Raw genomic sequence first — 23,192 nt, forward strand, 5'->3', positions numbered from 1 at the left:
CTCAAGACGCATCGTAAGGCAAGCGCGTTCCGAACCGCAATATCGATGCCTCTCGCTGAATCGACCATCCGGCGACCACGCCCGGCCCTTGCCCCGGCGAACGATGCCTGATCAACTCGTCCGGGTGAGCGCCCCACACATGGACCCCGACGAGTTCCGCCGCGCCGGCCACGCCGTCATCGACTGGATCGCCGACTACTGGGCCACGCTGGAGCAGCGTCCGGTCGCTCCGGCCGACCCGCCGGGCACCGTCGCGGCCGCCCTGCCGGCCACCCCGCCCACCGCCAGCGAGCCGGTCGGGGCGGTCCTCGCCGACCTGGACGCGATCGTCGTACCGGGGCTGACCCACTGGCAGCACCCAAGCTTCTTCGGCTACTTCCCGGCCAACACCTCCGGCCCGAGCCTGCTCGGCGACCTGGTCAGCTCCGGGCTCGGCGTGCAGGGCATGCTCTGGGCCAGCAGCCCGGCCTGCACCGAGCTGGAGACCGTGATGATGGACTGGCTGGCCCAGTTGCTGGACCTGCCGCAGCGGTTCCGCTCGACCGGCAGCGGCGGCGGGGTGATCCAGGACTCGGCCTCCTCGGCGACCCTGGTGGCCACCCTCGCCGCGTTGCACCGCGCCAGCGGCGGCCGCTGGCGCGACGCCGGCATCGACCGGCGCTACCGGGCGTACACCTCCGTCCACGGGCACTCCTCCATCGAGAAGGCGGCGCGGATCGCCGGGCTGGGCAGCGACGGGGTCCGCCCGATCGAGGCGGACCCGGAGGCCCTGGCGCTACGGCCGGCCGCGCTGCGCGCCGCGATCGAGGCCGACCTGGCCGCCGGGGACATCCCCGCCATCGTGGTCGCCACCATCGGCACCACCTCCACCACCGCCATCGACCCGCTGCCGGAGATCGGGGCGATCTGCGCCGAGTACGGGATCTGGTTGCACGTGGACGCCGCGTACGCGGGGGCCGCTGCCGTCTGCCCGGAGCTGCGCTGGTCGCACGCCGGCCTGGAGTACGCCGACTCGTACTGCTTCGACCCGCACAAGTGGCTGCTCACCGGCTTCGACTGCGACGCGTTCTGGGTGGCCGACCGCGGCGAGCTGGTCGAGGCGCTGACCGTGCTGCCGGAGTTCCTGCGCAACGCGGCCAGCGAATCCGGTGCGGTGATCGACTATCGGGACTGGCAGGTGCCGTTGGGCCGCCGGTTCCGGGCCCTGAAGCTGTGGTTCGTGCTGCGCTGGTACGGCGTCGAGGGGCTGCGGGCGCACATCCGCTCCGGGGTGGCGCTGGCCGCCCGGTTCGCCGACCGGGTACGCGCCGACGACCGCTTCGAGCTGGCCGCGGCGCACCCGTTCTCGCTGGTCTGCTTCCGGCTGCACGCCGACGACGACACCAACGCCGAGTTGCTGGCCCGGCTGAACGCCACCGGGCGGGTGCACCTGACGCACACCCGGGTCGCCGGCCGGTACACGCTGCGGCTGGCGGTCGGCTCGCCGCAGACCACCGAACGGCACGTCGACGAGGCATGGGGCTTGCTGACCGCCACCGCCGACGACCTGCTCCGCCCGTGAAAGGAAGGGCCCCTTCTTAACGCCTCGTGTAGAGGAAGGGTCCCTTCCTAACCGCTTGCCGCGGTCAGCGGGCGGCTGGCGTACCCGTGCCGGCAAGCTCGGTCGGCACGGCGCCGGTGGCCGCCGGGACGGGAGGAGCGGTGGCGGCGCTCACGGCGGTGGCGGGCGCGGCGGCCATTGCGCGGGCTCGGCGGGTGCGGCGCAGGGTCCGCACGGCCAGCACCAGCGCGGCCAGCCAGCCCGCCGCCAGGAGGGCGTAGACCGCGGGGCGGACCGGACCGTCCAGCTCGGCGGACCGGAGCAGCGTGCGGGCGTTGGTCAGCACGATCACGCCACCGACCGCGGCGCCAAGCAGTTGGGCCGGCACGATGCGCACCAGCCACGCGGCCAGCGGGGCCGCGACGAGCCCACCGATGAGCAGCGCGGCGACCGTGGGCAGCAGGAACCCCTCGCTGCCCAGCGCGATCAGGAAGCCGACGCTGGCCGCGCCCGCCACCACGAGCTCGGCGGTGTCCACCGAGCCGATCACCTTGCGCGGCTCCATCCGGCCGGAGACCAGCAGCGCCGGAGTGGCCACCGGACCCCAGCCACCGCCGCCGGTGGCGTCGACGAAGCCGGCGACCAGGCCGAGCGGACCGAGGAAGCGACCGCGCAGCCGCCCGCCGACCCGGTCGGTACGCAGCGGCCGGGCGAAGCGGACCAGCAGGTACGCGCCGAGCGTGAAGAGGATGCCGGCCATCCACGGCGCGGCCGACTCGGTGGAGATCGAGCTGAGCAGGGTGGCGCCGGCGAACGCGCCGATCGCGCCGGGCAGCGCGATGCGGGTCACCACCCGCCAGTCCACGTTGCCGAACCGCCAGTGCGCCACCCCGGCGGCGAGCGTGGTGCCGATCTCGGCCAGGTGCACCGACGCCGACGCGGCGGCCGGGGCGACCCCGGCGACCAGCAGCAGGGTGGACGACGTCAGCCCGTACGCCATGCCGAGCGAGCCGTCGATCAGCTGCGCGGCGAGCCCGACCAGAGCGAGGACCAGCAGCTTGCGCACGAGCGCCCCCTGACTTTTCGGCATCTCCTATCGACTTAGTCGACAATGCGGCACGGGGCGACCCGGGTCAAGTGCCCGATCGGTGGATGAGACGCCGGCGGTCAGATCCAGGCGCGCGGGTCGGCGGCCAGCTCGGTGACCCGGGCGGGCAGCGTGTTCGCGGCCACGTCGCCGACGCTGACCAGCTCCAGGATCTCCCGCTCACTGGCCCGCAGCGCGATCCAGACCTCCTGGAGCGCGCTGGCCGGGCCGTGATAGCCGAGCGTTTCCGGGCGCTGTCCGCGTACGTGTGCGAGCGGCCCGTCGATCACCCGGATCACCTCCGCGAGGGAGATCTCCTCGGCCGGACGGGCCAGCCAGTAGCCGCCCTCCGGGCCACGCTGGGCGTGCACGATGCCGCCCCTGCGCAGCTGGAGCAGGATGCTCTCCAGAAACTTCGGCGGAATCTCCTGGGCCCGGGCGATCTGGTCGGCCGTGACCGGTCGGCCCCGCCCGGGGCCGCTGGCCGTCGCGGCGAGCTCGGCGGCCGCGCGGAGGGCGTAGTCGACCCGGGCGGAGAGGCGCATGTCGGCAAGGTTAGCCCTCGGGTCAGCCGGCCGGACGGGCGACCCTCGGCCGATCGGCCACGCATCGACGAAAAGCCGGCCCGCTCGGGTCGCTGACCCGAGGCATTCGAGGACGCGTGAAGTGCGTCATGATTCACCGTGCGGTGGGCCCCGAAAAGCTGCTCGGAAGCGTCCTTATGCTGGGCGGGGAGTACGACTGTCTGACCGTTTGCCTGGGCTCCATCAGCACATTGATAAACACCCGGGGTCCACCTCGGGGGGAAGGCACACGATGACCGATATCGCGACACGCACCTGGGATGGCATGACCATCCCGGTCGCCGGCACCTATCGTCTCGATCAGGCGCACAAGCGGATCGGTTTCCTGTCCCGGCACATGATGGTCAGCCCGGTGCGGGGTGAATTCGCCGAGGCGACCGCGCAGATCTTCGTGGCGGAGGACCCGCTGCTCTCCTCGGTCACCGCCACCATCGAGACGGCGAGCATCACCACCGGGAGCGTCGACCGGGACACACATTTGAAGAGTGCCGATTTCCTCGACGTGGATCGTTATCCCACTCTTGAATATCGAAGCACGGGTATCAGTTGGCAGGGCAACGAGGATCCCATCTTCTACTGGGCGCGTCTGCGAAGGAATCGACTCGGTGGACGAGGCAGAAGTCACAATCTCCCACCGCAGTCGGACCCGGCACCCGGACGATTCGTGCTGACCGGTGAGTTGACGGTGAAGGGGATCACCCGGGTGGTCGACCTGCAGGTGAATTTCGGCGGCGCCCGGCGCGATCCCTATGGGCAGAACATCTTCGGATTCAGCGCGACGGCGGAAATCAACCGCGAGGACTACGGCCTGCTCTGGAATGTCGCGCTCGAAAGTGGCGGAGTTCTGGTCGGCAAGACCGTGCAGATCGAGATCGCCGGCGAGGGCATCCACCAGCCCTGACCCGCGCCGCGCGCGTCAGTGGTGACGGCGCTCGGCCAGAGACAGTCGTCCCCGCCCGGACGCGACCTGTGAACAGGTGCGTGCCTGGCGGGGATGACGGCAGCCTCAGGCGCCGACGCGGCGCAGCAGGCCCTCCTGCACGGCGCTGGCGATCTGCCGGCCGTCGGTGGTGAACATCCGGCCGGTGGCCAGCCCGCGAGCGCCGGACGCCGACGGGCTCCAGCAGTCGTAGAGGAACCACTCGTCGGCCCGGAACGGCCGGTGGAACCAGAGCGCGTGATCGAGGCTCGCGCCGACCACCCCGCCCGGCCCCCACACCTCGCCGTGCACCGAGAGCACCGAATCCAGCAGGGTGAGGTCCGAGGCGTAGGTGAGCGCGCAGGCGTGCAGCAGCGGATCGTCCGGCAGCTTGCCGTCGATGCGCATCCAGACCCGCTGGTGCGGGTCGGCGGGCCGGTCGCCGGGACGAACCCAGCCGGGCTCGCCGACGTAGCGCACGTCGATCGGGCGCGGGATCTGACCCCAGATGCCCAGCCGCTCCGGGTAGCGGGAGAGCCGGTCCGTCATCGTCGGCACGTCCTGCGGGGCGGGCACGTCCGGCGGGGCCGGCGCCTGGTGGTCCAGCCCCTCCTCGGCCCGCTGGAAGGACGCCGACATGAAGAAGATCGGCTTGTCGTGCTGCAGAGCCACCGCCCGGCGGACCGAAAAGGACCGGCCGTCGCGGATGTTCTCCACCTGGTACTCGATCGGCTCGACCGGGTCGCCCGGGCGCACGAAGTAGCCGTGCAGGGAGTGCACGAACCGCTCCGGGTCGACCGTGCGGCCGGCCGCGACCAGCGCCTGGCCGGCGACCTGGCCGCCGTACACCCGCTGCGGGCCGACCGGGGGGCTCATCCCCCGGAAGGTCATCTCCCCGGCCGGTTCGAGGTCCAGGACCTCCAGCAGCTGGTCCACCGCGGCCTGGCCGACCGCGGCCCGGCCGTCGCTCACTGCAGCGCCCGCGCCGACGCCGCGTCGACGAGCGACCCGAGCTGGTGGACGCGAAGGGTGTTGGTCGAGCCGGGGGTGCCGGGCGGGCTGCCCGCCACGATCACCACGTAGTCGCCCGGGTTGGCCCGGTTGAGGCCGAGCAGCGCCTCGTCGACCTGGCGGAACATGTCGTCGGTGTGCTGCACGAACGGCATCAGGAAGGTCTCCACGCCCCAGCTCAGGGCGAGCTGGCTGCGCACCTCAGGGACCGGCGTGAAGGCCAGCAGCGGGAGGTCGCAGTGCAGCCGGGAGAGCCGCCGGACGGTGTCGCCGGTCTGCGAGAAGGCGACGAGCGCCTTGGCGTTGATGGCCCGGGCGATCGACGAGGCGGCCACGGTGAGCGCGCCGCCGTGCGTACGGGGGTCGTGCTGCAACCGGGGCACCCCGATCGAGCCGGCCTCGGTGGTCGTCACGATCTTGGCCATGGTGCTGACGGTCAGCACCGGGTACTTGCCGACGCTGGTCTCGCCGGAGAGCATCACCGCGTCCGCGCCGTCGAGCACCGCGTTGGCCACGTCGGAGGCCTCCGCCCGGGTGGGGCGGGAATTCTCGATCATGGAGTCGAGCATCTGGGTGGCCACGATGACCGGCTTGGCGTTCTCCCGGCACAGCTGCACGGCCCGCTTCTGCACCAGCGGGACCTCATCCAGCGGCATCTCCACGCCGAGGTCGCCGCGGGCCACCATGACACCGTCGAAGGCCAGCACGATGGCCTCCAGGTGGTCCACCGCCTCCGGCTTCTCGACCTTGGCCAGCACCGGGCGGAACACGCCCTCCTCGGCCATGATGCCGTGGACGAGCTTGATGTCCTCCGCCGAGCGGACGAACGAGAGTGCGACCAGGTCGACCCCAAGCCCCAGGGAGAAGCGCAGGTCCTCGGCGTCCTTGTCCGACATGGCGGGCACGCTGACCGCCACGTTGGGCAGCGAGACGCCCTTGTTGTTGGAGACCGGCCCGCCCTCGGTGACCAGGCAGCGGATGTCGTTGCCGGTGACGTCGGTGACCTCGACGGCGACGCGACCGTCGTCGATCAGCAGCCGGTCACCGGGCTTCACCTCCTGCGGCAGCTTGCGGTAGGTGCAGGAGACCCGGTCCTTGGTGCCGATGATGTCGTCGCCGGTGATCACGACCGAGTCGCCGGTGCGCCACTCGTGCGGGCCGTCGGCGAACCGGCCGAGCCGGATCTTGGGGCCCTGCAGGTCGGCGAGGACGGCCACCGGCTTGCCAGCCGCCTCGGACGCCTCCCGGACCAGTCGATAGACCGCCTCATGGTCGGCGTGGCTGCCGTGGCTGAAGTTGAGCCTCGCCACGTTCATGCCGGCCTCGACGAGACCCCGGATGCGCTCCGGGGACGAGGTGGCGGGTCCAAGAGTGCAGACGATCTTCGCGCGGCGTGTCACGCCCATCAGGCTAGTCTCTCCTTCAGGTCGGACTCGGGGCCGACCCCTTGCAGGCAGCGGAACAATTGTCCAACGACGCGCGGTGCGCGTCGGGCCGGCGGGCACCGGGAACGTTGTGGCGACGGGCAACGGCGACCGCGCGCCGGGAATCGTACGCCTCCGCTGGCAGGCGCCGTCCGGGTGCTCCCGGCGGCGGCTCACCCGGAGTGCTCCGGCGGCGGCAGGGTGGGCACGGCGGTGAGCAGGTCACGGGGGTCGTAGCGCCGCTTGGCCCGGAGCAGCCGCGCCCAGTTCGCGCCGTAGGCCAGCCGGAGGCGGTCGGTCTCCTCGGGGCGAGCAGGTTCGGGTAGCCACCGGGCAGGGCGTGCGCGAGCGCCGCCGAGGTGCGCTCGGCCCACTCCCGGTGCGGCTCGGACACCCCGCCCGGCGCCCAGACGGCGATCACCTCGGTCAACAGGTGATCGGCCCGCAGGCCGAACGCCGTGTCGTCGCGCCGCACCCGGCTGGCCGCGCCGTGGAAGTGGTGCAGGGCCAGCGCGGAGAACGGCGAGCTGACCTGCCGGGCGGCGTCGACCAGCGCGTCCACCGCGGCACCGGTGAGCGCGGGCAGCCAGCGGGTCCGCAGCAGGTAGTGGTTGCCGTCGACCATCCCGCCGTCGAACATCCGCAACGCGTCCGCGTACGGCAGCGGGCCGACCTGGTCGACCAGCGGGACGCCCAGCGCCCGCAGCCGGTCCACCCACGGCCACCCGGCGTCCAGGTCCGGGCCGCTGTAGAACGGGCAGACGAAGATCACCGGCTCGCCGGCGGGACCGGGCAGGAAGCCGGCCATCACGGTGAGCTCGTCCGGGGCCTCGGCGAGCACCGCCGCGTAGCCGCGCAGCACGGCCGGCGCCTCGGCCAGCGCGAACATGATCATGCCGGCGAGCACGGCGGGCAGCCGGTGCGCGCGGTACCGCAGCTCGGTGACCACGCCGAAATTGCCGCCGCCACCACGCAGCGCCCAGTACAGCTCGGCGTCGTGCCGGGGGTCGGCGGTGACCCGGCGACCGTCGGCCAGCACCACCTCCGCGCCGAGCAGGTTGTCCAGGGCCAGGCCGAACCGGCCGCAGAGCGGACCGTACCCGCCCGCGAGGGTGAGCCCGGCCATGCCCACGTCCCGGACCACGCCGGTGGGCACCACCAGGTCGTACGGGCGGGCGGCGGCGAGCAGGTCAGCGGCGGTGGCGCCGCCGGCCACGGTCACCGTGGCCGCGTCCGGGTCGACGCGGACCGCGCGCAAGCCGGTCAGGTCGAGCACCAGGCCGCCGTCGCGCAGCGCCCGACCGGCCCAGTCGTGCCCGCCGGAACGGACCGAGAGCGGCAGGTGGCACCGTGCGGCGATGCGGACCACGCCGGCCACCTCGTCGGCGTCCAGGCATCGGGCGACCAGCGCGGGCGCGCGGTCCACGGCGGCGTTCCACAGGCGGGTGGCGGTGACGAAAGCAGGATCGCCGGGCTCGTGGAGGCGGTCACCGAGCAGGGCGCGCAGCCGGGTGATGGCGGACGCGACATCGGGGGTGGCGGCGGAGCTCACGGCGACTCCTCGACCGGGGCCGGCCGCCGGCGCCGGGTGCGCCCCGAAGGCGGTCCTCGCTGGGCGCGACCGTAGCACCGGGGGGCGGCCGACCGCCGTCAGCATCACGACAGCCGTCGATCCGGTCAGCTCTCGGTCTTGGCCAGCGGAAACTCCAACGACCCGGCCGGGCAGAGGAACGTCAGCACGTCCACCCGGTAGAGCCCGGCCTGCACCGCCGGGTCGGCCTCCAGCACGCTGCGCACGTCGTCGACGCTGCCGGTGCGGGCCAGCCCGAAGCCGATCGGCGGCTCCGGGTTGCGGGCCGGCCCGTCCACCGAGCCGGCGACCAGGATGATGCCGCGTTGCTGCAACGCCTGCATGTGCTCGGTGTGCTCGGCCTGCAACCGCTGCACGGTCTCGTTGGGCAGGGCCCGTCCGGCCGCGCCGGGATAGATCACGATGCACTCGTACGTGTCGAGCGCGAAGTCGACCTGCGGCACTCCCGCCATGGGTGCTCCCTCCGCCGTCGCGCCCGGGTACGGACCGGTCCGGCTGCCCGAGCCGGTGTCGCGGCACGCGCCCAGCGTCGCACGCCGACGGCGGTCGTACCGCTCGCTCCGGCCAACTGGCCCCGGTCCGGCCCGTCACGATCGCCGTACCGGCGGCGGTGCTGGTGGTCATCCGACACGTCGACCGGCCGGGCGCCGCGACCGGCTACGGTGGACGGTCCGGGTGGGCGGCGGGAGGTCGGGATGCGCGACGACGAACCGGCGGCCGGCCCGCTGCCGTACGTCGAGGTGACCGACGAGGCGTACGCGGCGCAGACCGCGGCGGGCTTCACGGTGCGGGAGTTCGAGTTCGCGGTGCTGCTCAGCGGACGATGCCCGCGGTGCGACCACTCGACCACCAGCACGGTGGTCGACGATCTGTACCGGCGGGAGGCCGCGCCGGCCGCCCCGGACCCGGGCTACCGGACGGTGCTCTGTGAGTGCGCGGCCGACCACCCGTCGCGCCCCGCCGGGCTGCGCGGCTGCGGCGCGTACTGGACGCTGCAGCTGGCGGTCGAGGCGTGATCCGGCTGCGCCCCGGGCCGCCCGCGACCGTCGCCGACCTGCACCGGGCGCAGCAGTTGGCCGGGCTGCTGCGCGGTGAGCTGGAGCGGGTCCGCGCGGCGGCGGTCGCGTGGCGCAACGGCCTCGGCGGTCTGCTGGTGGCACTGGTCGGGTTCAGCCTGATCCGGGGCCGCACCGACGTCAGCACGCTGGCGCCGCGCTGGGGGGCGCTGGTCGGCGTCCTGCTGCTCGCCGCGCTGACCGCGGGGGTGGGTGGGGCGCTGGCGCTGCTGCGCGCGGCGCACGGCAGGTTGGCGGTGACCCCGGTGGAGGCGCTCCCACCGGCCCCGCTCGGCGACCACCTGGAGGCGATGGCGGCGGTCCGGTCGCTGCGGACCGGGGTACGGCTGGTGCTGCTCTGCACCGCGCTGCTGGTCGCCGCGGTCGGGGTGACCTGGTACGCACCGGCCCGACCCGACCCGCCAGCCGCCGTCTCCGCCGCTGAGCGGTAAGGAAGGGCCCCTTGTTAACGCCTGATGTTGTACAAGGGGCCCTTCCTAACAGGTTCAGGGGCCGAGGTGGGCGTAGCCGGCCCAGGTGTCGGGGCGGTCGGGCAGGGCGGAGCGGAGCTGGCGGACCGACTGGTGCAGGGCGACCGCCGCCCGGTCCGGTGCGATCCCCCCGGGCACCGCCAGGCCGGCGTACAGGTCGGCGCAGAGCCGTACGGTCAGCGCATCCGAGATGGACCAGAGCGCGCCGATGACGTGCCGAAACCCGGCGAGCTGGAACGCGGTGCCGAGGGTGAGCGCCTCGTCGGGCAGGGCGGCCCCGCCGCGCACCGTCTCGCAGGCGGACAGAACGGCCAGCGCGGCCGGGCTGCCGGCGGGCCGCCACAGGTCCCGGACGTGCAGCGAGCCGCCGGCCAGGGTGAGGCGCCCCCAGGCCGGGGCGCGCAGGTCCTGGGTGCCGTGGCAGGACAGGTGGGCGACCGGCTGGGCGGGCAGCGCGGCGAGCACGGCCGCCGGGGTGGCCGCCGGGCCGAGGAGCGCACGGACCCGTGGCAGGTGCCGACGGACGATCTCCTCCTCCCGCGCGACACCGGGCAGGTCGGCCAGGCCGGGGGTCTGGGGCATGCCGACGACGAGCGCCGCGTCGACCGGCTCGGGCCGGGCCGGCACGCCGCGTCGGGCGTGCGCCAGCGCCCGCAGCGAGGCGGTGTACGACGGCACGACCCGGTCCAGCACCCCGTCGCCGCCGTCGAGCGGGCCGGCCGCGTGCAACGGCAGCAGGGTGAGCAGCCCGGTCGGGCACCACCACAGCCGTGGCCAGTCCGCCCCGGCGGCGGGTACGGCACCCGACGGCGCCGGGGCGGGCGCGGCCGCGTCGAGCACCGGTGCGGCGACGACCCGCCACAACCAGTCCAGCGTCTGACCGACCTCGGTCCGGGCCGTCAGCCGGCGGCGCTGCGCCGCCGGATCCGGGCCGTCCGGCGCCGCCGCCCCGGTGAGCACCGCGATCGCGGTCAGGAAGCTCGCCGTCCGGGTGACCAGCTCGGCCAGGGTAAGCCCGGGCAGCGGGACCACGGTGACCTGGTTGTCGGCGACGACCAGCGCGTCGCAGCGCCGCGCGGCCACGTTGACCAGCACCACCGGGCCACCGGCAGCCGCCCGGGCCAGGGTGGCGAACGGTGGCGGGCGGAGGAAGTCGGCGAACCCGGGCCGGGCGCGGATCTCCGCGAGCAGGTCGCGGCGCCGGACGGCGAGGTCGTACCGCTGCTCGACACGGCCGCTCGGATCGTCCGAGCCGGCGGGCGACAGCGCGGTGAAGCCGTCGAGAGCGGCCTGGAGGTCGGTGAGCCGGGCTGCCAGCCGAGGGGACCCCGCGCGTAGTGCGGCCAGGTCGGCGCCCGCGTCGTGGGCCCGGGTCAGCAGGACGCCGCGGCCGTACTCGAGCAGCTCGACGGCGCGTTCCGGGCGGTCGAGGGCGATGGCGACCGCGGCCGCGGCGCTGGCCAGCCCGGGGAACAGCCCGAGCAGGCGCGCCTGGTCGTCGGGGTCCATGCCGTGCCAGGCCACCAGGTCGATCAGCTCGATCGCGGTGGCGTACCCGTCGAGCGCGGCCGGCAGGTCGCCGGCCGCGGCGGCGTGGTCCGCGTACCGGTTCGCCGCCGACGCCCGGAGCAGCGATGGCGCGGACTCGACCGCGGCGGCGGCGCGCAGCGCGGCGGTCGCCTCGGCCAGCGCGGCGGGGGTGGCGACCGCTTCCAGGGCGGTGGCCAGGTTGCTCAGGCACATGGTGCGGGCGGGATGCTCGGCGGGCAGCGCGTCGACCGCGGCCCGGTTGGCCGCCAGCATGGCGGTGGCGTCCGCCTCGTCGCGGCCGGCCCGGTAGCGCAGCAGCAGCGCGTTGCCGAGGTTGGTGTGGATCCGGTGCCGCTCTGCGCCGGCCAACGGCTGGCGCTCGCTCAGCCGCTGGAGGAGCCGGACCGCCTCGTCCAGCCCCGCCGGGTCGTCGTGCAGACGGTGTCGCAGCAGGTGAGCCAGGGCGAGGGTGCCGTGCGTCTGCACGTACTCGGTGGGCTCGGCCTCCCGTTCGGCCAGTTCGACCGCCTCGCGCAGCGCGGTCACCGCGGCGTCGGCGTCCCGGGCGGCGCCGGCCCTGACGTGCTCGGCGGGCTGGCCGCCGGCGGGCAGCGCGCCGTCCAGGGCGAGCTCCACGCGACGGTTCAGCGCGGAGCCGTAGTTGGTGAGCGCCGACTGTCGGTCCGGGTGCCCGGGCGGCGTGGTCTCGGTCACCTGGGCCAGCACCTGAATCGCCTCGGTCAGGGTGGCCAGGTCCTGGGTCGAGGCGAACAGGGCCTGCAACACCAGGCCCAGGTTCGAGCGGTACGCGGGCAGCGCGGCGGCATCCGGTGCGGCGGCAATCGCGGCCCGCAGCGCCACGGCGGCCGGCTCCAGCAGCTCCGGCTCCCCCGCCTGGTCGGACAGTTCGCGCAGGATGTTACCCAGGTTGTTGAGCACCTGATGGCGCAGCGGGTCGGCGCGGGGAAGCAGCGACTCCGCCTCGGTCAGCGCGTCCCGGGCGGCCCGCAGGGCGCGCACCCCGCCCAGGTCGGCGTGCCCCCGGCCCAGCGCGTAGCCGAGCTCGGCGAGCCAGCGGGCCCGGTGGACCGGTTCGCCAGCGGCGTCGGCGCCCTCGCGCAGCAGCCGCACCGCCTCGGTGATGTCGTCGATCCGCCGCCGCCGCTCGTACCGGGTCACCAGCAGGCCGCCGACCACGTGTCGTATCTCGTCCGGGTCCAGCCCATCGTGCGCCGATCCGGACCCGGCCGCCGCCCGGTACGCCTCGATCGCCGCGTCGAGGTCGGCCGGGGCGGCGTCGGCCTGGTGCCGCTCGGCGAGCAGGGTCGCCAGACCGGCCTGTGCGATGCCGGCCAGCTCCGGGTCGAGACCGCCGAACCCGGTCAGCGCCGACCGGTACGCGTCGATCGCGGCATCCCGGTCGGCGGTCGCCCGGTCGCGCAGGAACCGTTCGGCGAGCGCCGTGCCGTGCAGGGCGGCGACCCGGGGGTCACCGCCGGCTCGGGCGGCGACGAAGGAGCCGATCGCCTCGTCGAGATCGGCCGGCCGGCCCCGCAGACGCCACCGGTCACGCAGCCGCTGCCCGAGGTTGGCCCGGGCCATGGCGCGCACCGAGGCGCTGGCGCCGGTGGCTCGGGCGGCGTCGCGCAGCAGCGTGATCGACTCGTCCAGGTCCGCCGGGGCGCCGTCTACCTCGTACCGGTCGCCGAGCACGTTGCCGAGGTTGAACAGCCGGGCCGGGCGTTCCGGGTCGCCGGCCGGGGTGGACTCCAGGCTCTCCCGGTGCGCCTCGATCGCCGACGGCAGGGCGCGGCGCCGCCCGAGGTACTGGAACTGGGCACGGTGCACCCTGCCGAGGGCGGACAGGTAGTGCAACCGCTCCGGCTCACCCGCGGGTGTGCCGTCCACCGCCTGTCGCAGCAGCGCCGCCGCCCGGTCGGCGCCCCGGTAGTCACGGTTGTTCTCCGCGGCGGCCATCAGCATGACGGCCTCGAGGAACAGCGCGCCGGCCTCGCCGTCGGGCAGGCCCGCCGTACGACCGTGGCGAGCCGAACCGGAGCCGGTGGGCGCGGACGCCGGACCACCGGGACCCCGTTGACCGGGGACCCGACCGGACTCCGGTGGCGGCCGGTGCGCGTGCAGCACGGCCAGCAGCGACGGTGGCACCCGTTCCGGGGCGAAGCGCAGCAGGAACTCGGTGAGCCTGACCGCCTGACCGAGGTCGTCGGCGTCCTCGCCCGGGGGCAGCAGCTGGTAGCGGTACCAGTGCAGGCAGGCGAGGAGGAAGAAGCCCTCGGCGACCGGCTCCGGCAGTGGCCCGTCCGTGGGCGTGGCGGTCACGAACTCGACGACCGCCTCGGCGTCGCGGATCGCGCCCGAGTCGAGCACCGCGCGAGGGTCCGTGGTGGCGGCGAAACCGTCCAGCCGCTCCCGCAGCCGGCGCACCGGATCGGACCTGAACCGCCGCCACATCGCGCCTCCCCCGACCGGCCGGACCGGCTGCGATCAGGCGTAGCAGACCGGACAGCGCGGGCGCCACCGGAAACGCGACCCGAATCCCGGCGCGGCCTGTGCGACCGTGTCGACCCCCACAGTCGGCACGCCGGGGATACGACGACCGGATTGGGGCATCATCAGCGGGGTGGCGAGCTGATCTCCTGCCCGCCACGACGACATGATTGGGGAACCGCGTATGGCGACCGACGTCAGCAAGCAACCCGCGAAGGCTTCCGGCAGCTACCGGATCGGCGGCGACCTCGCCGTCGACCGTCTCGGCTACGGGGCGATGCAGCTCACCGGGCCGGGCGTCTGGGGTGACCCGAAGGACCCCGCCGAGGCGGTCCGGGTGCTGCGCCGGGCGGTCGAGCTGGGCGTGACGTTCATCGACACCGCCGACTCGTACGGCCCGTTCGTCTCCGAGCTGCTGATCCGCGAGGCCCTGCACCCGTACGCCGACGACCTGGTCGTCGCGACGAAGGGTGGGTTCACCCGGGCCGGGCCGGGCGACTGGCGTGTGGTGGGCCGCCCGGAGTACCTGCGCCAGCAGTGTGAGCTGAGCCTGCGCCACCTCGGCCTGGACACGATTCCGCTCTACCAGCTGCACCGGATCGACCCGCAGGTGCCGCTCGCCGACCAGCTGGGCGAGCTGGCGCTGTTGCAGCAGGAGGGAAAGATCCGGCACATCGGGCTGTCCGAGGTGACCGTCTCGCAGATCGAGGAGTCCCGCGCGATCACCTCGATCGTCTCGGTGCAGAACCTGTACAACCTCGCCAACCGCAGCGCCGAGGACGTGCTGGAGTACTGCGAACGCAACGACCTCGCGTTCATCCCGTGGTTCCCGATCGCCACCGGTGAGCTGGCGCGCCCGGGCGGGCCGCTGGACACGATCGCCGCCGCGCACAGCGCGTCGCCCGCGCAGCTCGCGCTGGCCTGGCTGCTGCGCCGGTCGCCGGTGATGCTGCCGATCCCCGGTACGTCCTCGGTGGCGCACCTGGAGGAGAACGTGGCCGCCGCGGAGGTGCAGCTCACCGACGACGAGTTCGAGGCGCTGGCCAAGGCGACCTGACCCCGTCGACGGCGCGCCGCGCGGGTGGTCCGGGCCCGGACCACCCGCGCGGCCGGTCAGAGGGCGAGGCAGTTGGGTCGCACCGGGCCGTCGACGAGGGCGCCCCGCACGATGGTGTACGCGGTGCCGTCGAGCACCAGGCCGAGGTGCCCGACCACCCGCAGGGGGCAGTACGCCTGGATCAGCACGTTGGTCGCACCGTCGTTGACGGCGGCGTTCCCGGTCGGCCGGACCAGCTCGTCCTGCAGGGTGCGGACGGTGGTGTAGCGCACCGCGCCCGGGGTGTCGTCGCCGGCGTTGAGGTCGGCGAGGAAGGCGGAGCCGATGGTCATCTGCTGGCAGGCCACGATGCCGGCGCAGCTGCCCAGGCCCAGGAACGCCAGGATGTTCGCCACGTAGGTGCCGTACTGCGGCGAGCCGAGGCTGACGTACCGGCCGACGGTGGCGGTGCCGCCGAGCCGCTTGAGGTAGTAGCGGGCGACGAGGCCACCCTCGGAGTGGGCGACCACGTCCACGGTCGCTGCTCCGGTGCTGGCGCGCACCTGGTTGACGTACCCGGCGAAGGCGCGGGCCGAGGTGGGGATGTCCCCGAGGCCCAGCCCGGGCAGCTGGTAGATGAAGGTCCGGTAGCCGTCGCCGCGCAGTCGGGCGGCGATCGGCTCGTACGCGACGGCGATGCCGCTGAGCCCGCCGACCACGATGACCGGGTTGGCCGCCGCGGCGGCGTTCACCGGCGCGGCCACGGGTGCGGCGGGGGCGGCGGTCGCCGTGGCGGTGGACGCGACCAGGGCGGCGGTGGCGAGGGACAGGACGAGGACGGTCTTTCGGAGCAGCATGGCGGAACCTCCGGGGGGAGGCACCCGGCGAGCCGGGCAGGTGGGTGGGGGTGTCCGGTCGACCGTGCGACGATGATGCGCGCAACAATTTGGAAACGTCAATGACTTGTTACGCGCCGGTAACCCGTTGTTCCGACGGAGGCGCAAACCGGCATATCGGCGTCTCTCCACATCGGACGCCCACCCGACCGCGCGCACCCCGCAGCGGCACGGCGGATGGCATGCTGTGGCCGTGGCCGCCGACGAACCCACCGAGCGTCAGCTGCGGGTGATGCCGTGGTGGTTGGTCCTGGTCGGCCTGCTGGTCGCCGCCGCCCTCGGTTGGCTGGTGCTGGACCTGCTGCTCACCGAGGCCGACCGGGCCAGCCAACCGGACACCCGCGCCACGCTGCGCATCGACGCGATCCGCACCGGCCTGACCGTGGTCGCCGGCACCGGCGGCGCGCTGGCGCTCCTGCTCGCCGCCCGCCGGCAGTGGATCACCGAACGCGCGCAGCGGCACCAGGAGAGCGTCGCCGCCCGGGACCAGGCGCACCGCGACCGGGTGCAGGCCCACGCCGAGTCGGTGACCGAAACCGCGCAACGGCACCAGGACCGGCAGGCCGGGGCGGCCGAGCACGACGCGGCCGAGCGCCGCCTGACCGAGCTCTACACCCGGGCGGTCGAGCTGCTCGGCAACGACAGCGCGGCGGTACGCCTCGGTGGGCTGCACGCGTTGGAGCGTCTCGGTCAGGACCATCCGGCGCAGCGCCCGACGATCGTGGCGGTGCTCTGCGCGTACCTGCGGATGCCGGCGCCGGACGACGAGCCGCGCGAGACGGAGGTCCGGCGCAGCGCGCAACGGGTGCTCACCCGGCACCTGCGCGCGGCCGACCCGGCCTACTGGCCGGAGGTCCGGCTGGACCTGACCGGGGCCCGGCTGCTCGACTTCGACGCCACCGGGTGCACTCTCATCGACGCGGACTTCACCGGGGCGGTGTTCACCGGCGCCACCAGCTTCGCCGGGGTGATCGCCCGGGGGCGGCTCGCTCTCGGGGCGGCCTTCGGGGACATGGTCCTCGACGATCTCGCGGCCGGCGACGCGGAGGTCGTGCTGGACGACGCCCGCGTCGGCGGGGAGGCGAGCTTCGAGGGGGCCGAGTTCGGCGGCGGGCTGTCCTGCCGGCGGGCGGCCTTCGACGGCCCGGTCTCCTTCCGCCGGGCGAGCTTCGGCCAACCGGCCAGCTTCGACGCGACCCGCTTCGGCGACGGGGCCACCTTCCGCGAGGCCACGTTCCTCGGCGGCCTGTCGATGGAGCACACCGAGTTCGCCGGGCACGCCGGTTTCCGCTCGACCCGGTTCGCGGACATGGCGCTGTTCCGCTGGACGGTGTTCGGCCGGGACGCGCTGTTCGAGCAGGCCCGGTTCGAGGGGCCGGCGAACTTCGGGCGGGCCCGGTTCCACGGCCCGGCCAGCTTCGACGGCGCGTGGCTGAGCCAGCCACCGCAGGTCGACCAGGCCCGGGCGGCGGTCGACGGCGGGCATGCCTGGCCCGCCGGCACCACCGTGCGGCGACTCGACGACGAGTGGCTGCTGCTGGTCGACCGGTAACCGGCGGGGGCGGGGGTCAGCGCAGCGAGGCTGGCGGGCGCAGCCCGTCCAGGGCGACGCCGAGCACCCGGTCGCGCTGCTCGGGTGACGGGAACTGGGCCATCGTGAGCCCGCTGATCAGCCGCACCACGTCGTCGAAGCCGACGTCGTCGCGGACCACGCCGGCCGCCTGGGCGCGGCTCATCAGCGGCTCACCCGCGGCGTAGATCTCCGTCCGGCAGGTTCGGAAGATCTCGGAGTCGTGCAGCAACTGCTCGGCGAGCGCCCGCTTGGTGGCGACGTACGCGACGAAGCGGTGCAGCCAGGCGACCAGGGCGTCCCACGGGGGCAGCTCGGCCAGGTCCGCGGCGGACCGGCTCAGCGCCCGGACCTCCTCGACGTAGACGGCCTCGAACAGGTGCCGCCGACTGGGGAAGTTGCGGTAGAGCGTGCCGATGCCCACCCCGGCTCGCCGGGCCACGTCCTCCAGCGAGGCGGCGGCGCCGTGCTCGGCGAACGCGTCGCGGGCGGCGGCGATGAGCGCGTCGTAGTTGCGTCGCGCGTCGGCCCGCTTCGGCCGCCGGGCGAAAACCTCGGGCGCCTGCCCCGGGCTGGTCATGACGTGCGTCACCTCACCTTGGTTGCATCCGGAGGCAAGCCTCCGCTAGCTTTGTGGAGGCACCCCTCCGGAATCCCGGAGGCCTGCCTCCGGTTAGCTTACCTCGGGACCGCCCGATCCGCCTGGCCACCCGATCGCCCGGGCCCGACAGCCCGCCCGCCTCCGCACGGCGGGTGACAAACCTCCTTCCGTACCGCAATCAGGGAGTTCTCTCTCGTGGCAGTGACATCCCGACGCAGCTCGCGTCGGCTCACCTTCACCGTGCTCGCGGCCGGTGCCGGGTTCTTCGCGATGCTCCAGTCGCTGATCACCCCGGTGCTGCCGACCATCCAGCAGGACCTGCACACCTCGCAGAACACCGTGACCTGGGTACTGACCGCGTACCTGCTCTCCGCCTCGATCTTCACGCCGATCCTCGGCCGGGTCGGGGACATCGTCGGCAAGGAGCGGATGCTGGTCGTCTCGCTCGCCGCACTCGCCCTCGGCTGCCTGCTGGCGGCCATCGCGCCGAGCATCGGCGTCCTCATCATCGCCCGGATCGTGCAGGGCATCGGCGGCGCGGTCTTCCCGCTGTCGTTCGGCATCATCCGCGACGAGTTCCCCGCCGCGCGGGTCTCCGGCGCCGTCGCCGCCATCTCGGCGATCGTCGCCGCCGGCGGTGGCCTCGGCGTCGTGCTGGCCGGCCCGATCGTCAGCACCCTCGACTACCGATGGCTGTTCTGGATCCCGATGGTCGTGGTCGGGCTGACCGCCCTCGCCGCGTACCTGTTCGTGCCCGAGTCGCCGGTGCGTACCCCCGGACGGATCGACTGGCGGGCCACCCTGCTGCTCTCCGGCTGGCTGGTCGCGCTGCTGCTGCCGATCAGCCAGGGCGCGGCCTGGGGCTGGACCTCTCCCCGGGTGCTCGGCCTGCTGGCGCTCGCCGTGGTGCTCCTGGTCGGCTGGCTGGTCGCCGAGGTGCGCTCCGCCAACCCGCTGATCGACATGCGGATGATGCGGCTGCCCGGCGTCTGGACCACCAACCTGGTCGCCCTGCTCTACGGCGCGTCGATGTTCTCCGTGTACGCGTTCCTCCCGCAGTTCGTGCAGACCCCCACCGCCGCCGGCTACGGCTTCGGCGCCAGCATCAGCCAGGCGGGCCTGCTCATGCTGCCGATGCTGGTCGCGATGTTCGTCGCGGGCCTGGTCGCCGGCCGGCTCCAGTCCGTCTTCAGCGCCAAGGCGCAGCTCGCCACCGGCGCCACGTTCAACGTGGCCGCCTCCGCGATGCTGGCCGCCGCGCACGACACCCGCTGGGAGGTCGCGATCGCCGGCGGCCTGGTCGGCCTCGGCATCGGCCTGGCCTTCGCCTCGATGGCGAACCTGATCGTGGGCAGCGTGCCCGCCAGCCAGACCGGCGTGGCCACCGGCATGAACGCCAACATCCGCACCATCGGCGGCGCGATCGGCGCCGCCGTGGTCAGCGGCGTGATCACCGCCCACCCGCAGGCCAACGGACTGCCCCGGGAGGCCGGCTTCACGACGGGGTTTCTCGTCCTCACCGCGATCGCCCTCGCCGCCGCGCTCGCGGCCCTGGCCGTCCCGTCCGCCCGGCGCGCGTCGTCCGGTCGCCGGCCGTCCACCGCGACGATCGTCGAGTCGGAGCTAGCCGGCGAGTTCGCCACCATGCCGGCGACCCGCTGACACACCACCGGAGCCCGGGGCGGTCCGCCGTCCCGGGCTCCGGTGTTTCCGTCGAATGCGGGAGTACGCTGGCCGCTTCCCGCCCGTTCCCCGTCCTCAGGATGAGCCCATGCCCACGTCCGAGTTGCTGACCGCCGACCGCATCGACGAGATCGGTGCCCTGGGAGCGAAGAGCCCGGACCCGGCCGCACTGGTCGCCGAGTTGGTCGGCGCCGTCGACGAGGGGCGGGTCGCCGACCCCGACGACACCGGGTACGCGCTGCTGGTCGCCGCGGACATCCTGGTGCAGGCGGGTGACCTGGCCGACGCTTTGGCGCTGACCACCCGCGCCATCGCCGAGCAGCCGGAGGACGACGCGTACGCGCGATCGATGCGCGGTGGCCTGCTGCTGCGCCTCGGCCGCGAGGACGAGGGCCTGGCCGAGCTGACCGCCCTGCGTCCACTGCTGGAAACCGATCCCGACGCCACGTACCTGGTCGACGACTTGGCGGAGGCCGGCCACGCCGAGACGGCGTTGGAGTGGCTCACCGGCGCGCTGGACGCGATCATGGAGCGAACCCGGACCCAGCAGCATGAGTCCGAGGATGCGCAAGACGAGGCCGCCGCCATGATCTACGGGCTGACCCAGCGGCGGCACGACCTGCGCGAGGAGATGGGCCTCCCCCACGACGAGTACGACAACCTCGCCGACCGGCTGCGCGCCGCGAGCGACCACGCGCTCGACGCGTTGGACGACGGCCCGGCGACGCTGCTGTTCTGGCCGCGGGCGGAGTTCGACGCGCTGCTGGTGCACTGGCCCGCGCTGGCCGACAGCTACCCCGCCACCTGGGACGAGCACCGCGCCCAGGTCGAACGCGCGCTGGCCAACGCCGCCGAGCTGGGTGCGAGCGACCTGGGCGTGGTCGCCGGCTCCATCGCGGGGCTGGCCTCCTTCGCCGAGCAGGAGGGCAGCGACCCCACCGACGAGGAGACCCTCGACGAGTACGCGGACAGCCTCGACGAGGTGGGTCCGGTCACCTGGCCGCCCGGCCGCAACGAAGCGTGCTGGTGCGGCTCGGGTGGCAAGTACAAGAAGTGCTGCCTGCCGCGCTCACGCGGCTGATCGCGCTCGTGGGGCCACCCGCGCAGCCCCTGCACGGCTAGGCTCGTCCGGTGACCGCGGCGGAGCAGCACGAGACCATCGAGGACAGTCCGGTCGGCTGGGTCGCCAGCCACATCCGGCGATACGTGGAGAGCGACGGCGCCGACGGTGGCAGGTACCACGGCTACCCCGCGCTGCTGCTCACCACGCGGGGCCGCCGGTCGGGCAAGCTACGGCGTACCGCGCTGATCTACGGCCGGGACGGCGACAGCTACCTGCTGGTGGCGTCGAACGGCGGCGCGACAACGCATCCCGCCTGGTACCTGAACCTGAGTGCCGACCCGACGGTGGAGATCCAGGTCGGCGCGGACCGGTTCGCCGGGCGGGCGCACACCGCGACGGCCGAGGAACGGGCCCGGCTGTGGCCGGTCATGACGGCGGTCTTTCCGACGTACGCCCGCTACCAGAAGGACACCGACCGCGAGATCCCCGTCGTCGTCGTCGAACGCGCTTCGAGTGCCGCGAAGGATCCTGCGCCGTGATTGACCGACCAGGCGGGTAGCGCATTCGGCGCCGCCACCCGTGGTCAGTTTCCCAGCGCCCGGACCTTGGCGATCGTCTCCTGAACGTGCTGCTTGGCGGGGTCGCCGCCCTGAGACGCCTGCGCGAGGGCCTGGCGGTACGTGTCGATCATGCCGATCAGCGGGCCGGCGGCAACACCCTCCAGCGCTCCGGCGACGAGCGCCCGCGCCTCGGCCGCGTCCTGCGCTGCCGCTGCCGTCTTTGCCTTCGCCTCGTCCAGCTTCTGCGACGCCGCCGCCAACCTCGCGATGATCTGTGCTGCGCTCACGCGCATCCTCCCCCTGGTCGACCATCGCCTCCACCACCCGCACCGGTGAAGACCACAAGGGAGCGTACGAGATCCCCGCACCCAGCGCGACCGGGTGATCGCTCACTCGCGCCGGCAGGAGTAGTGAATCTTGGACGGAAACCCGCCCCTCAAAGGGCCATTTCCTTCCAAGATCTCACGCGGTGCGCGGGGATCGGGTGCACTCAGCGCTCAGCGACGAACACTCCGACGCCACCGACACCCTCCACCAAGCCCTCGATCTTGAGCGCGTTGATGGCCTGGCGAACGACGATGGCCGAGACGTCATGCTGACGACACAACTCGGAGGTCGAGGGCAGCTTGTCGCCCGGCGCGAGTTCGCCGGACTTTATCTGAGCGCGGATGCCATCGGCGATCAGCGCCCACTTGGCTTTGGCGGGCATTGGTGTCTCCCAGGTCTGCCCCGCCATTCGATCACGAGCAACTTTGTATAGCAAGCAATGTGCGGCCGGTGCTTGCGCGTACATGACCTGTTATATACGCTTCCCATCGACCGACTCCCAGGTCTGCAACCCCGGAGTTGGTTCTTTCCCACCGCAGAGAGCGCCCGGCCGGTCGGTCCCCCCGTCCGGCCGGGCGTGCCGGGGCGTGCCCACACGCCACCCCGACGCAAGTGCCATGAGCAGCAAAGAGACCGACCCGGCGGGAGGCCCCGGAATGCCCGACCAACCCGACGAACACCCGAGCGCCCCTCCGACCCGGCCCGAACAACGCCACCGCCTCGTGTCCGATCAGGACGTCGAGGACGCGGACGACATCCTCTTCGCCCACCCACCCCGCGTGGTGCGACGTTGGCTCTGCGGATGCGGCGCGGACTACCCCTGCCCCGACGTGCGCTTCGCCCTCCTGGTCAAGTCCAATGCCGAGGCGGGCGAATGAACCCTGAAACTGTGGACGACCTGCGCGACGCGTGGCTGGCGACGATTGCCGCCGCCGACCGGGCCGGAGCCCAGTTGCACGGGGCAGGACCACCCGGCCGGCGGCTGCCCTGGCAGGACGCGGTCACGGAGTGCTGGCGAGCGTTGAGCCCCGTTTACGCCGGCCTGGCCGCGCTGGCGGTTGGGTGCGAGGGCCGTTGCCCGAACAGGCGACAGGACGCCGGGCGGCGCTTTAGGGAGACGGCGTCCCGTTCTGCGCCCGGTTGATCAGATCGTGGAGTGGTTTGGTGCCGCTGCCGACCATCACACCGGTCACGATCGCATCGACCCAGACCGCCACCCCGTTCCAGTCGGACCCCGCGACCGCGTGCAGAACGTAGAACCCGCCGGCGCTGGACGCCACGGTGGCCAACCCGCTCGCGAGACCCCACGCGACGATCGTGCGGTTCGCCTTCGCCCGCGCCACCGCGGCCGTGGCCACGGCGACCGCCTCCCGGTCGGCCTCCGTCGGGCTGTCGACGCGGCCGTTCACCTCGGCCACCGTCCGCGTCAACGCGGCCTCGGCGGCACGTCCCGGCAGCCATCGCGAGAACGGTTCCAGGATCCGCTCGACCGCCGCGGCGAAGACCAACAGGGTGAGGAAGACGGCGGTGGTGTCCTTGGGCTGGATCTTCGCCGCGGCGGCGCCGCTACGCCAGATCATCCAGCCGGCGACAGAGCCGACGGCGATCAGCCCGAAACCCGCGACGACCGCGCCGGGGCCGGCCTGCTGCGACGCCGCGACAACCGTCAGCTCCGCCTCCCGATCGGTCCCCACGGCGGCGTCGGCTTCCACCGGC

Annotated in this window: 22 protein-coding genes; 10 read left to right on the top strand and 12 right to left on the bottom strand. The window is 73.6% G+C overall.

The window, feature by feature from the left end:
* Window positions 1–124: 124 nt before the first annotated feature.
* Window positions 125–1,561 (top strand): pyridoxal-dependent decarboxylase, encoded by a 1,437-nt coding sequence (locus ACWD6N_RS17050; protein WP_387323929.1) that lies wholly within the window; start codon window positions 125–127, stop codon window positions 1,559–1,561.
* Window positions 1,562–1,625: 64 nt separating this feature from the next.
* Here ACWD6N_RS17050 and ACWD6N_RS17055 read toward each other — a convergent pair whose 3' ends face one another.
* Both ACWD6N_RS17055 and ACWD6N_RS17060 read right to left on the bottom strand, forming a co-directional pair.
* Window positions 1,626–2,606, bottom strand: a complete 981-nt coding sequence (locus ACWD6N_RS17055; protein WP_354964932.1) for a sulfite exporter TauE/SafE family protein — start codon at window positions 2,604–2,606, stop codon at window positions 1,626–1,628.
* A gap of 101 nt (window positions 2,607–2,707) precedes the next feature.
* Complete coding sequence (locus ACWD6N_RS17060; RefSeq protein WP_354964933.1) at window positions 2,708–3,172, bottom strand: RrF2 family transcriptional regulator; 465 nt, start codon at window positions 3,170–3,172, stop codon at window positions 2,708–2,710.
* A 271-nt stretch (window positions 3,173–3,443) separates the two neighbouring features.
* Here ACWD6N_RS17060 and ACWD6N_RS17065 point away from each other — a divergent pair, with 271 nt between their 5' ends.
* Window positions 3,444–4,112: a YceI family protein gene (locus tag ACWD6N_RS17065; protein ID WP_354964934.1), complete on the top strand. Its 669-nt coding sequence runs from the start codon at window positions 3,444–3,446 to the stop codon at window positions 4,110–4,112.
* Between the two features lie 105 nt (window positions 4,113–4,217).
* Here the strand turns inward: ACWD6N_RS17065 and ACWD6N_RS17070 are convergent, their stop codons facing one another.
* The 4 genes from ACWD6N_RS17070 to ACWD6N_RS17085 all read right to left on the bottom strand — a co-directional run bounded on the left by ACWD6N_RS17070 (window position 4,218) and on the right by ACWD6N_RS17085 (window position 8,608).
* The gene (locus ACWD6N_RS17070) at window positions 4,218–5,102 is read right to left on the bottom strand and encodes an acyl-CoA thioesterase (RefSeq protein ID WP_354964935.1); all 885 of its coding nucleotides are present in this window, start codon (window positions 5,100–5,102) and stop codon (window positions 4,218–4,220) included.
* Entirely contained in the window at window positions 5,099–6,547 is a 1,449-nt protein-coding gene (gene pyk, locus ACWD6N_RS17075) for a pyruvate kinase (RefSeq protein WP_354964936.1), read from the bottom strand. The genes ACWD6N_RS17070 and pyk overlap by 4 nt, the downstream gene beginning before the upstream one ends.
* 16 nt (window positions 6,548–6,563) lie before the next feature.
* Entirely contained in the window at window positions 6,564–8,117 is a 1,554-nt protein-coding gene (locus ACWD6N_RS17080; RefSeq protein WP_387323924.1) for an FAD-binding oxidoreductase, read from the bottom strand.
* Between the two features lie 125 nt (window positions 8,118–8,242).
* On the bottom strand, window positions 8,243–8,608 hold the full coding sequence (locus tag ACWD6N_RS17085; protein WP_089019800.1) for a YciI family protein: 366 nt from the start codon (window positions 8,606–8,608) through the stop codon (window positions 8,243–8,245).
* A gap of 243 nt (window positions 8,609–8,851) precedes the next feature.
* Here ACWD6N_RS17085 and ACWD6N_RS17090 point away from each other — a divergent pair, with 243 nt between their 5' ends.
* Window positions 8,852–9,172, top strand: coding sequence for a hypothetical protein (locus tag ACWD6N_RS17090; protein ID WP_354964937.1), 321 nt, complete (start codon window positions 8,852–8,854; stop codon window positions 9,170–9,172).
* Entirely contained in the window at window positions 9,169–9,663 is a 495-nt protein-coding gene (locus tag ACWD6N_RS17095) for a hypothetical protein (protein ID WP_354964938.1), read from the top strand. Before ACWD6N_RS17090 ends, ACWD6N_RS17095 begins: the two co-directional genes overlap by 4 nt.
* A gap of 54 nt (window positions 9,664–9,717) precedes the next feature.
* Here the strand turns inward: ACWD6N_RS17095 and ACWD6N_RS17100 are convergent, their stop codons facing one another.
* Window positions 9,718–13,704, bottom strand: a complete 3,987-nt coding sequence (locus tag ACWD6N_RS17100) for a CHAT domain-containing protein (protein ID WP_354964939.1) — start codon at window positions 13,702–13,704, stop codon at window positions 9,718–9,720.
* A 220-nt stretch (window positions 13,705–13,924) separates the two neighbouring features.
* Between ACWD6N_RS17100 and ACWD6N_RS17105 the strand changes: the two genes are divergently transcribed.
* Entirely contained in the window at window positions 13,925–14,797 is an 873-nt protein-coding gene (locus ACWD6N_RS17105; protein ID WP_354964940.1) for an aldo/keto reductase, read from the top strand.
* Between the two features lie 56 nt (window positions 14,798–14,853).
* Here ACWD6N_RS17105 and ACWD6N_RS17110 read toward each other — a convergent pair whose 3' ends face one another.
* The gene (locus ACWD6N_RS17110; RefSeq protein ID WP_387323918.1) at window positions 14,854–15,633 is read right to left on the bottom strand and encodes a lipase family alpha/beta hydrolase; all 780 of its coding nucleotides are present in this window, start codon (window positions 15,631–15,633) and stop codon (window positions 14,854–14,856) included.
* Window positions 15,634–15,865: 232 nt separating this feature from the next.
* On the opposite strand from ACWD6N_RS17110, the gene ACWD6N_RS17115 reads away from it, so the two are divergent.
* Window positions 15,866–17,224, top strand: a complete 1,359-nt coding sequence (locus ACWD6N_RS17115; RefSeq protein WP_354964942.1) for a pentapeptide repeat-containing protein — start codon at window positions 15,866–15,868, stop codon at window positions 17,222–17,224.
* A 16-nt stretch (window positions 17,225–17,240) separates the two neighbouring features.
* On the opposite strand, the gene ACWD6N_RS17120 is transcribed toward ACWD6N_RS17115, so the two are convergent.
* Window positions 17,241–17,822, bottom strand: coding sequence for a TetR/AcrR family transcriptional regulator (locus ACWD6N_RS17120; protein WP_354964943.1), 582 nt, complete (start codon window positions 17,820–17,822; stop codon window positions 17,241–17,243).
* A 216-nt stretch (window positions 17,823–18,038) separates the two neighbouring features.
* Here ACWD6N_RS17120 and ACWD6N_RS17125 point away from each other — a divergent pair, with 216 nt between their 5' ends.
* The 3 genes from ACWD6N_RS17125 to ACWD6N_RS17135 all read left to right on the top strand — a co-directional run bounded on the left by ACWD6N_RS17125 (window position 18,039) and on the right by ACWD6N_RS17135 (window position 21,128).
* Window positions 18,039–19,505, top strand: coding sequence for an MFS transporter (locus tag ACWD6N_RS17125; RefSeq protein WP_354964944.1), 1,467 nt, complete (start codon window positions 18,039–18,041; stop codon window positions 19,503–19,505).
* A gap of 109 nt (window positions 19,506–19,614) precedes the next feature.
* Window positions 19,615–20,607: an SEC-C domain-containing protein gene (locus tag ACWD6N_RS17130; protein ID WP_354964945.1), complete on the top strand. Its 993-nt coding sequence runs from the start codon at window positions 19,615–19,617 to the stop codon at window positions 20,605–20,607.
* Between the two features lie 50 nt (window positions 20,608–20,657).
* Window positions 20,658–21,128 carry a nitroreductase family deazaflavin-dependent oxidoreductase gene (locus ACWD6N_RS17135; RefSeq protein WP_354964946.1) on the top strand — a complete coding sequence of 157 codons (471 nt, stop codon included), beginning with the start codon at window positions 20,658–20,660 and terminating at the stop codon, window positions 21,126–21,128.
* A 44-nt stretch (window positions 21,129–21,172) separates the two neighbouring features.
* Here the strand turns inward: ACWD6N_RS17135 and ACWD6N_RS17140 are convergent, their stop codons facing one another.
* A complete protein-coding gene (locus tag ACWD6N_RS17140; protein ID WP_354964947.1) occupies window positions 21,173–21,436 on the bottom strand; it encodes a DUF6244 family protein in 264 nt (87 codons plus the stop codon).
* Between the two features lie 203 nt (window positions 21,437–21,639).
* Window positions 21,640–21,885 (bottom strand): winged helix-turn-helix domain-containing protein, encoded by a 246-nt coding sequence (locus ACWD6N_RS17145; RefSeq protein ID WP_088949319.1) that lies wholly within the window; start codon window positions 21,883–21,885, stop codon window positions 21,640–21,642.
* Window positions 21,886–22,093: 208 nt separating this feature from the next.
* On the opposite strand from ACWD6N_RS17145, the gene ACWD6N_RS17150 reads away from it, so the two are divergent.
* Window positions 22,094–22,354 carry a hypothetical protein gene (locus tag ACWD6N_RS17150; protein ID WP_354964948.1) on the top strand — a complete coding sequence of 87 codons (261 nt, stop codon included), beginning with the start codon at window positions 22,094–22,096 and terminating at the stop codon, window positions 22,352–22,354.
* Window positions 22,355–22,585: 231 nt separating this feature from the next.
* Here ACWD6N_RS17150 and ACWD6N_RS17155 read toward each other — a convergent pair whose 3' ends face one another.
* On the bottom strand, window positions 22,586–23,170 hold the full coding sequence (locus ACWD6N_RS17155) for a hypothetical protein (RefSeq protein WP_354964949.1): 585 nt from the start codon (window positions 23,168–23,170) through the stop codon (window positions 22,586–22,588).
* Window positions 23,171–23,192 lie beyond the last annotated feature (22 nt).

It is taken from the genome of Micromonospora sp. NPDC005163 (assembly GCF_053599835.1).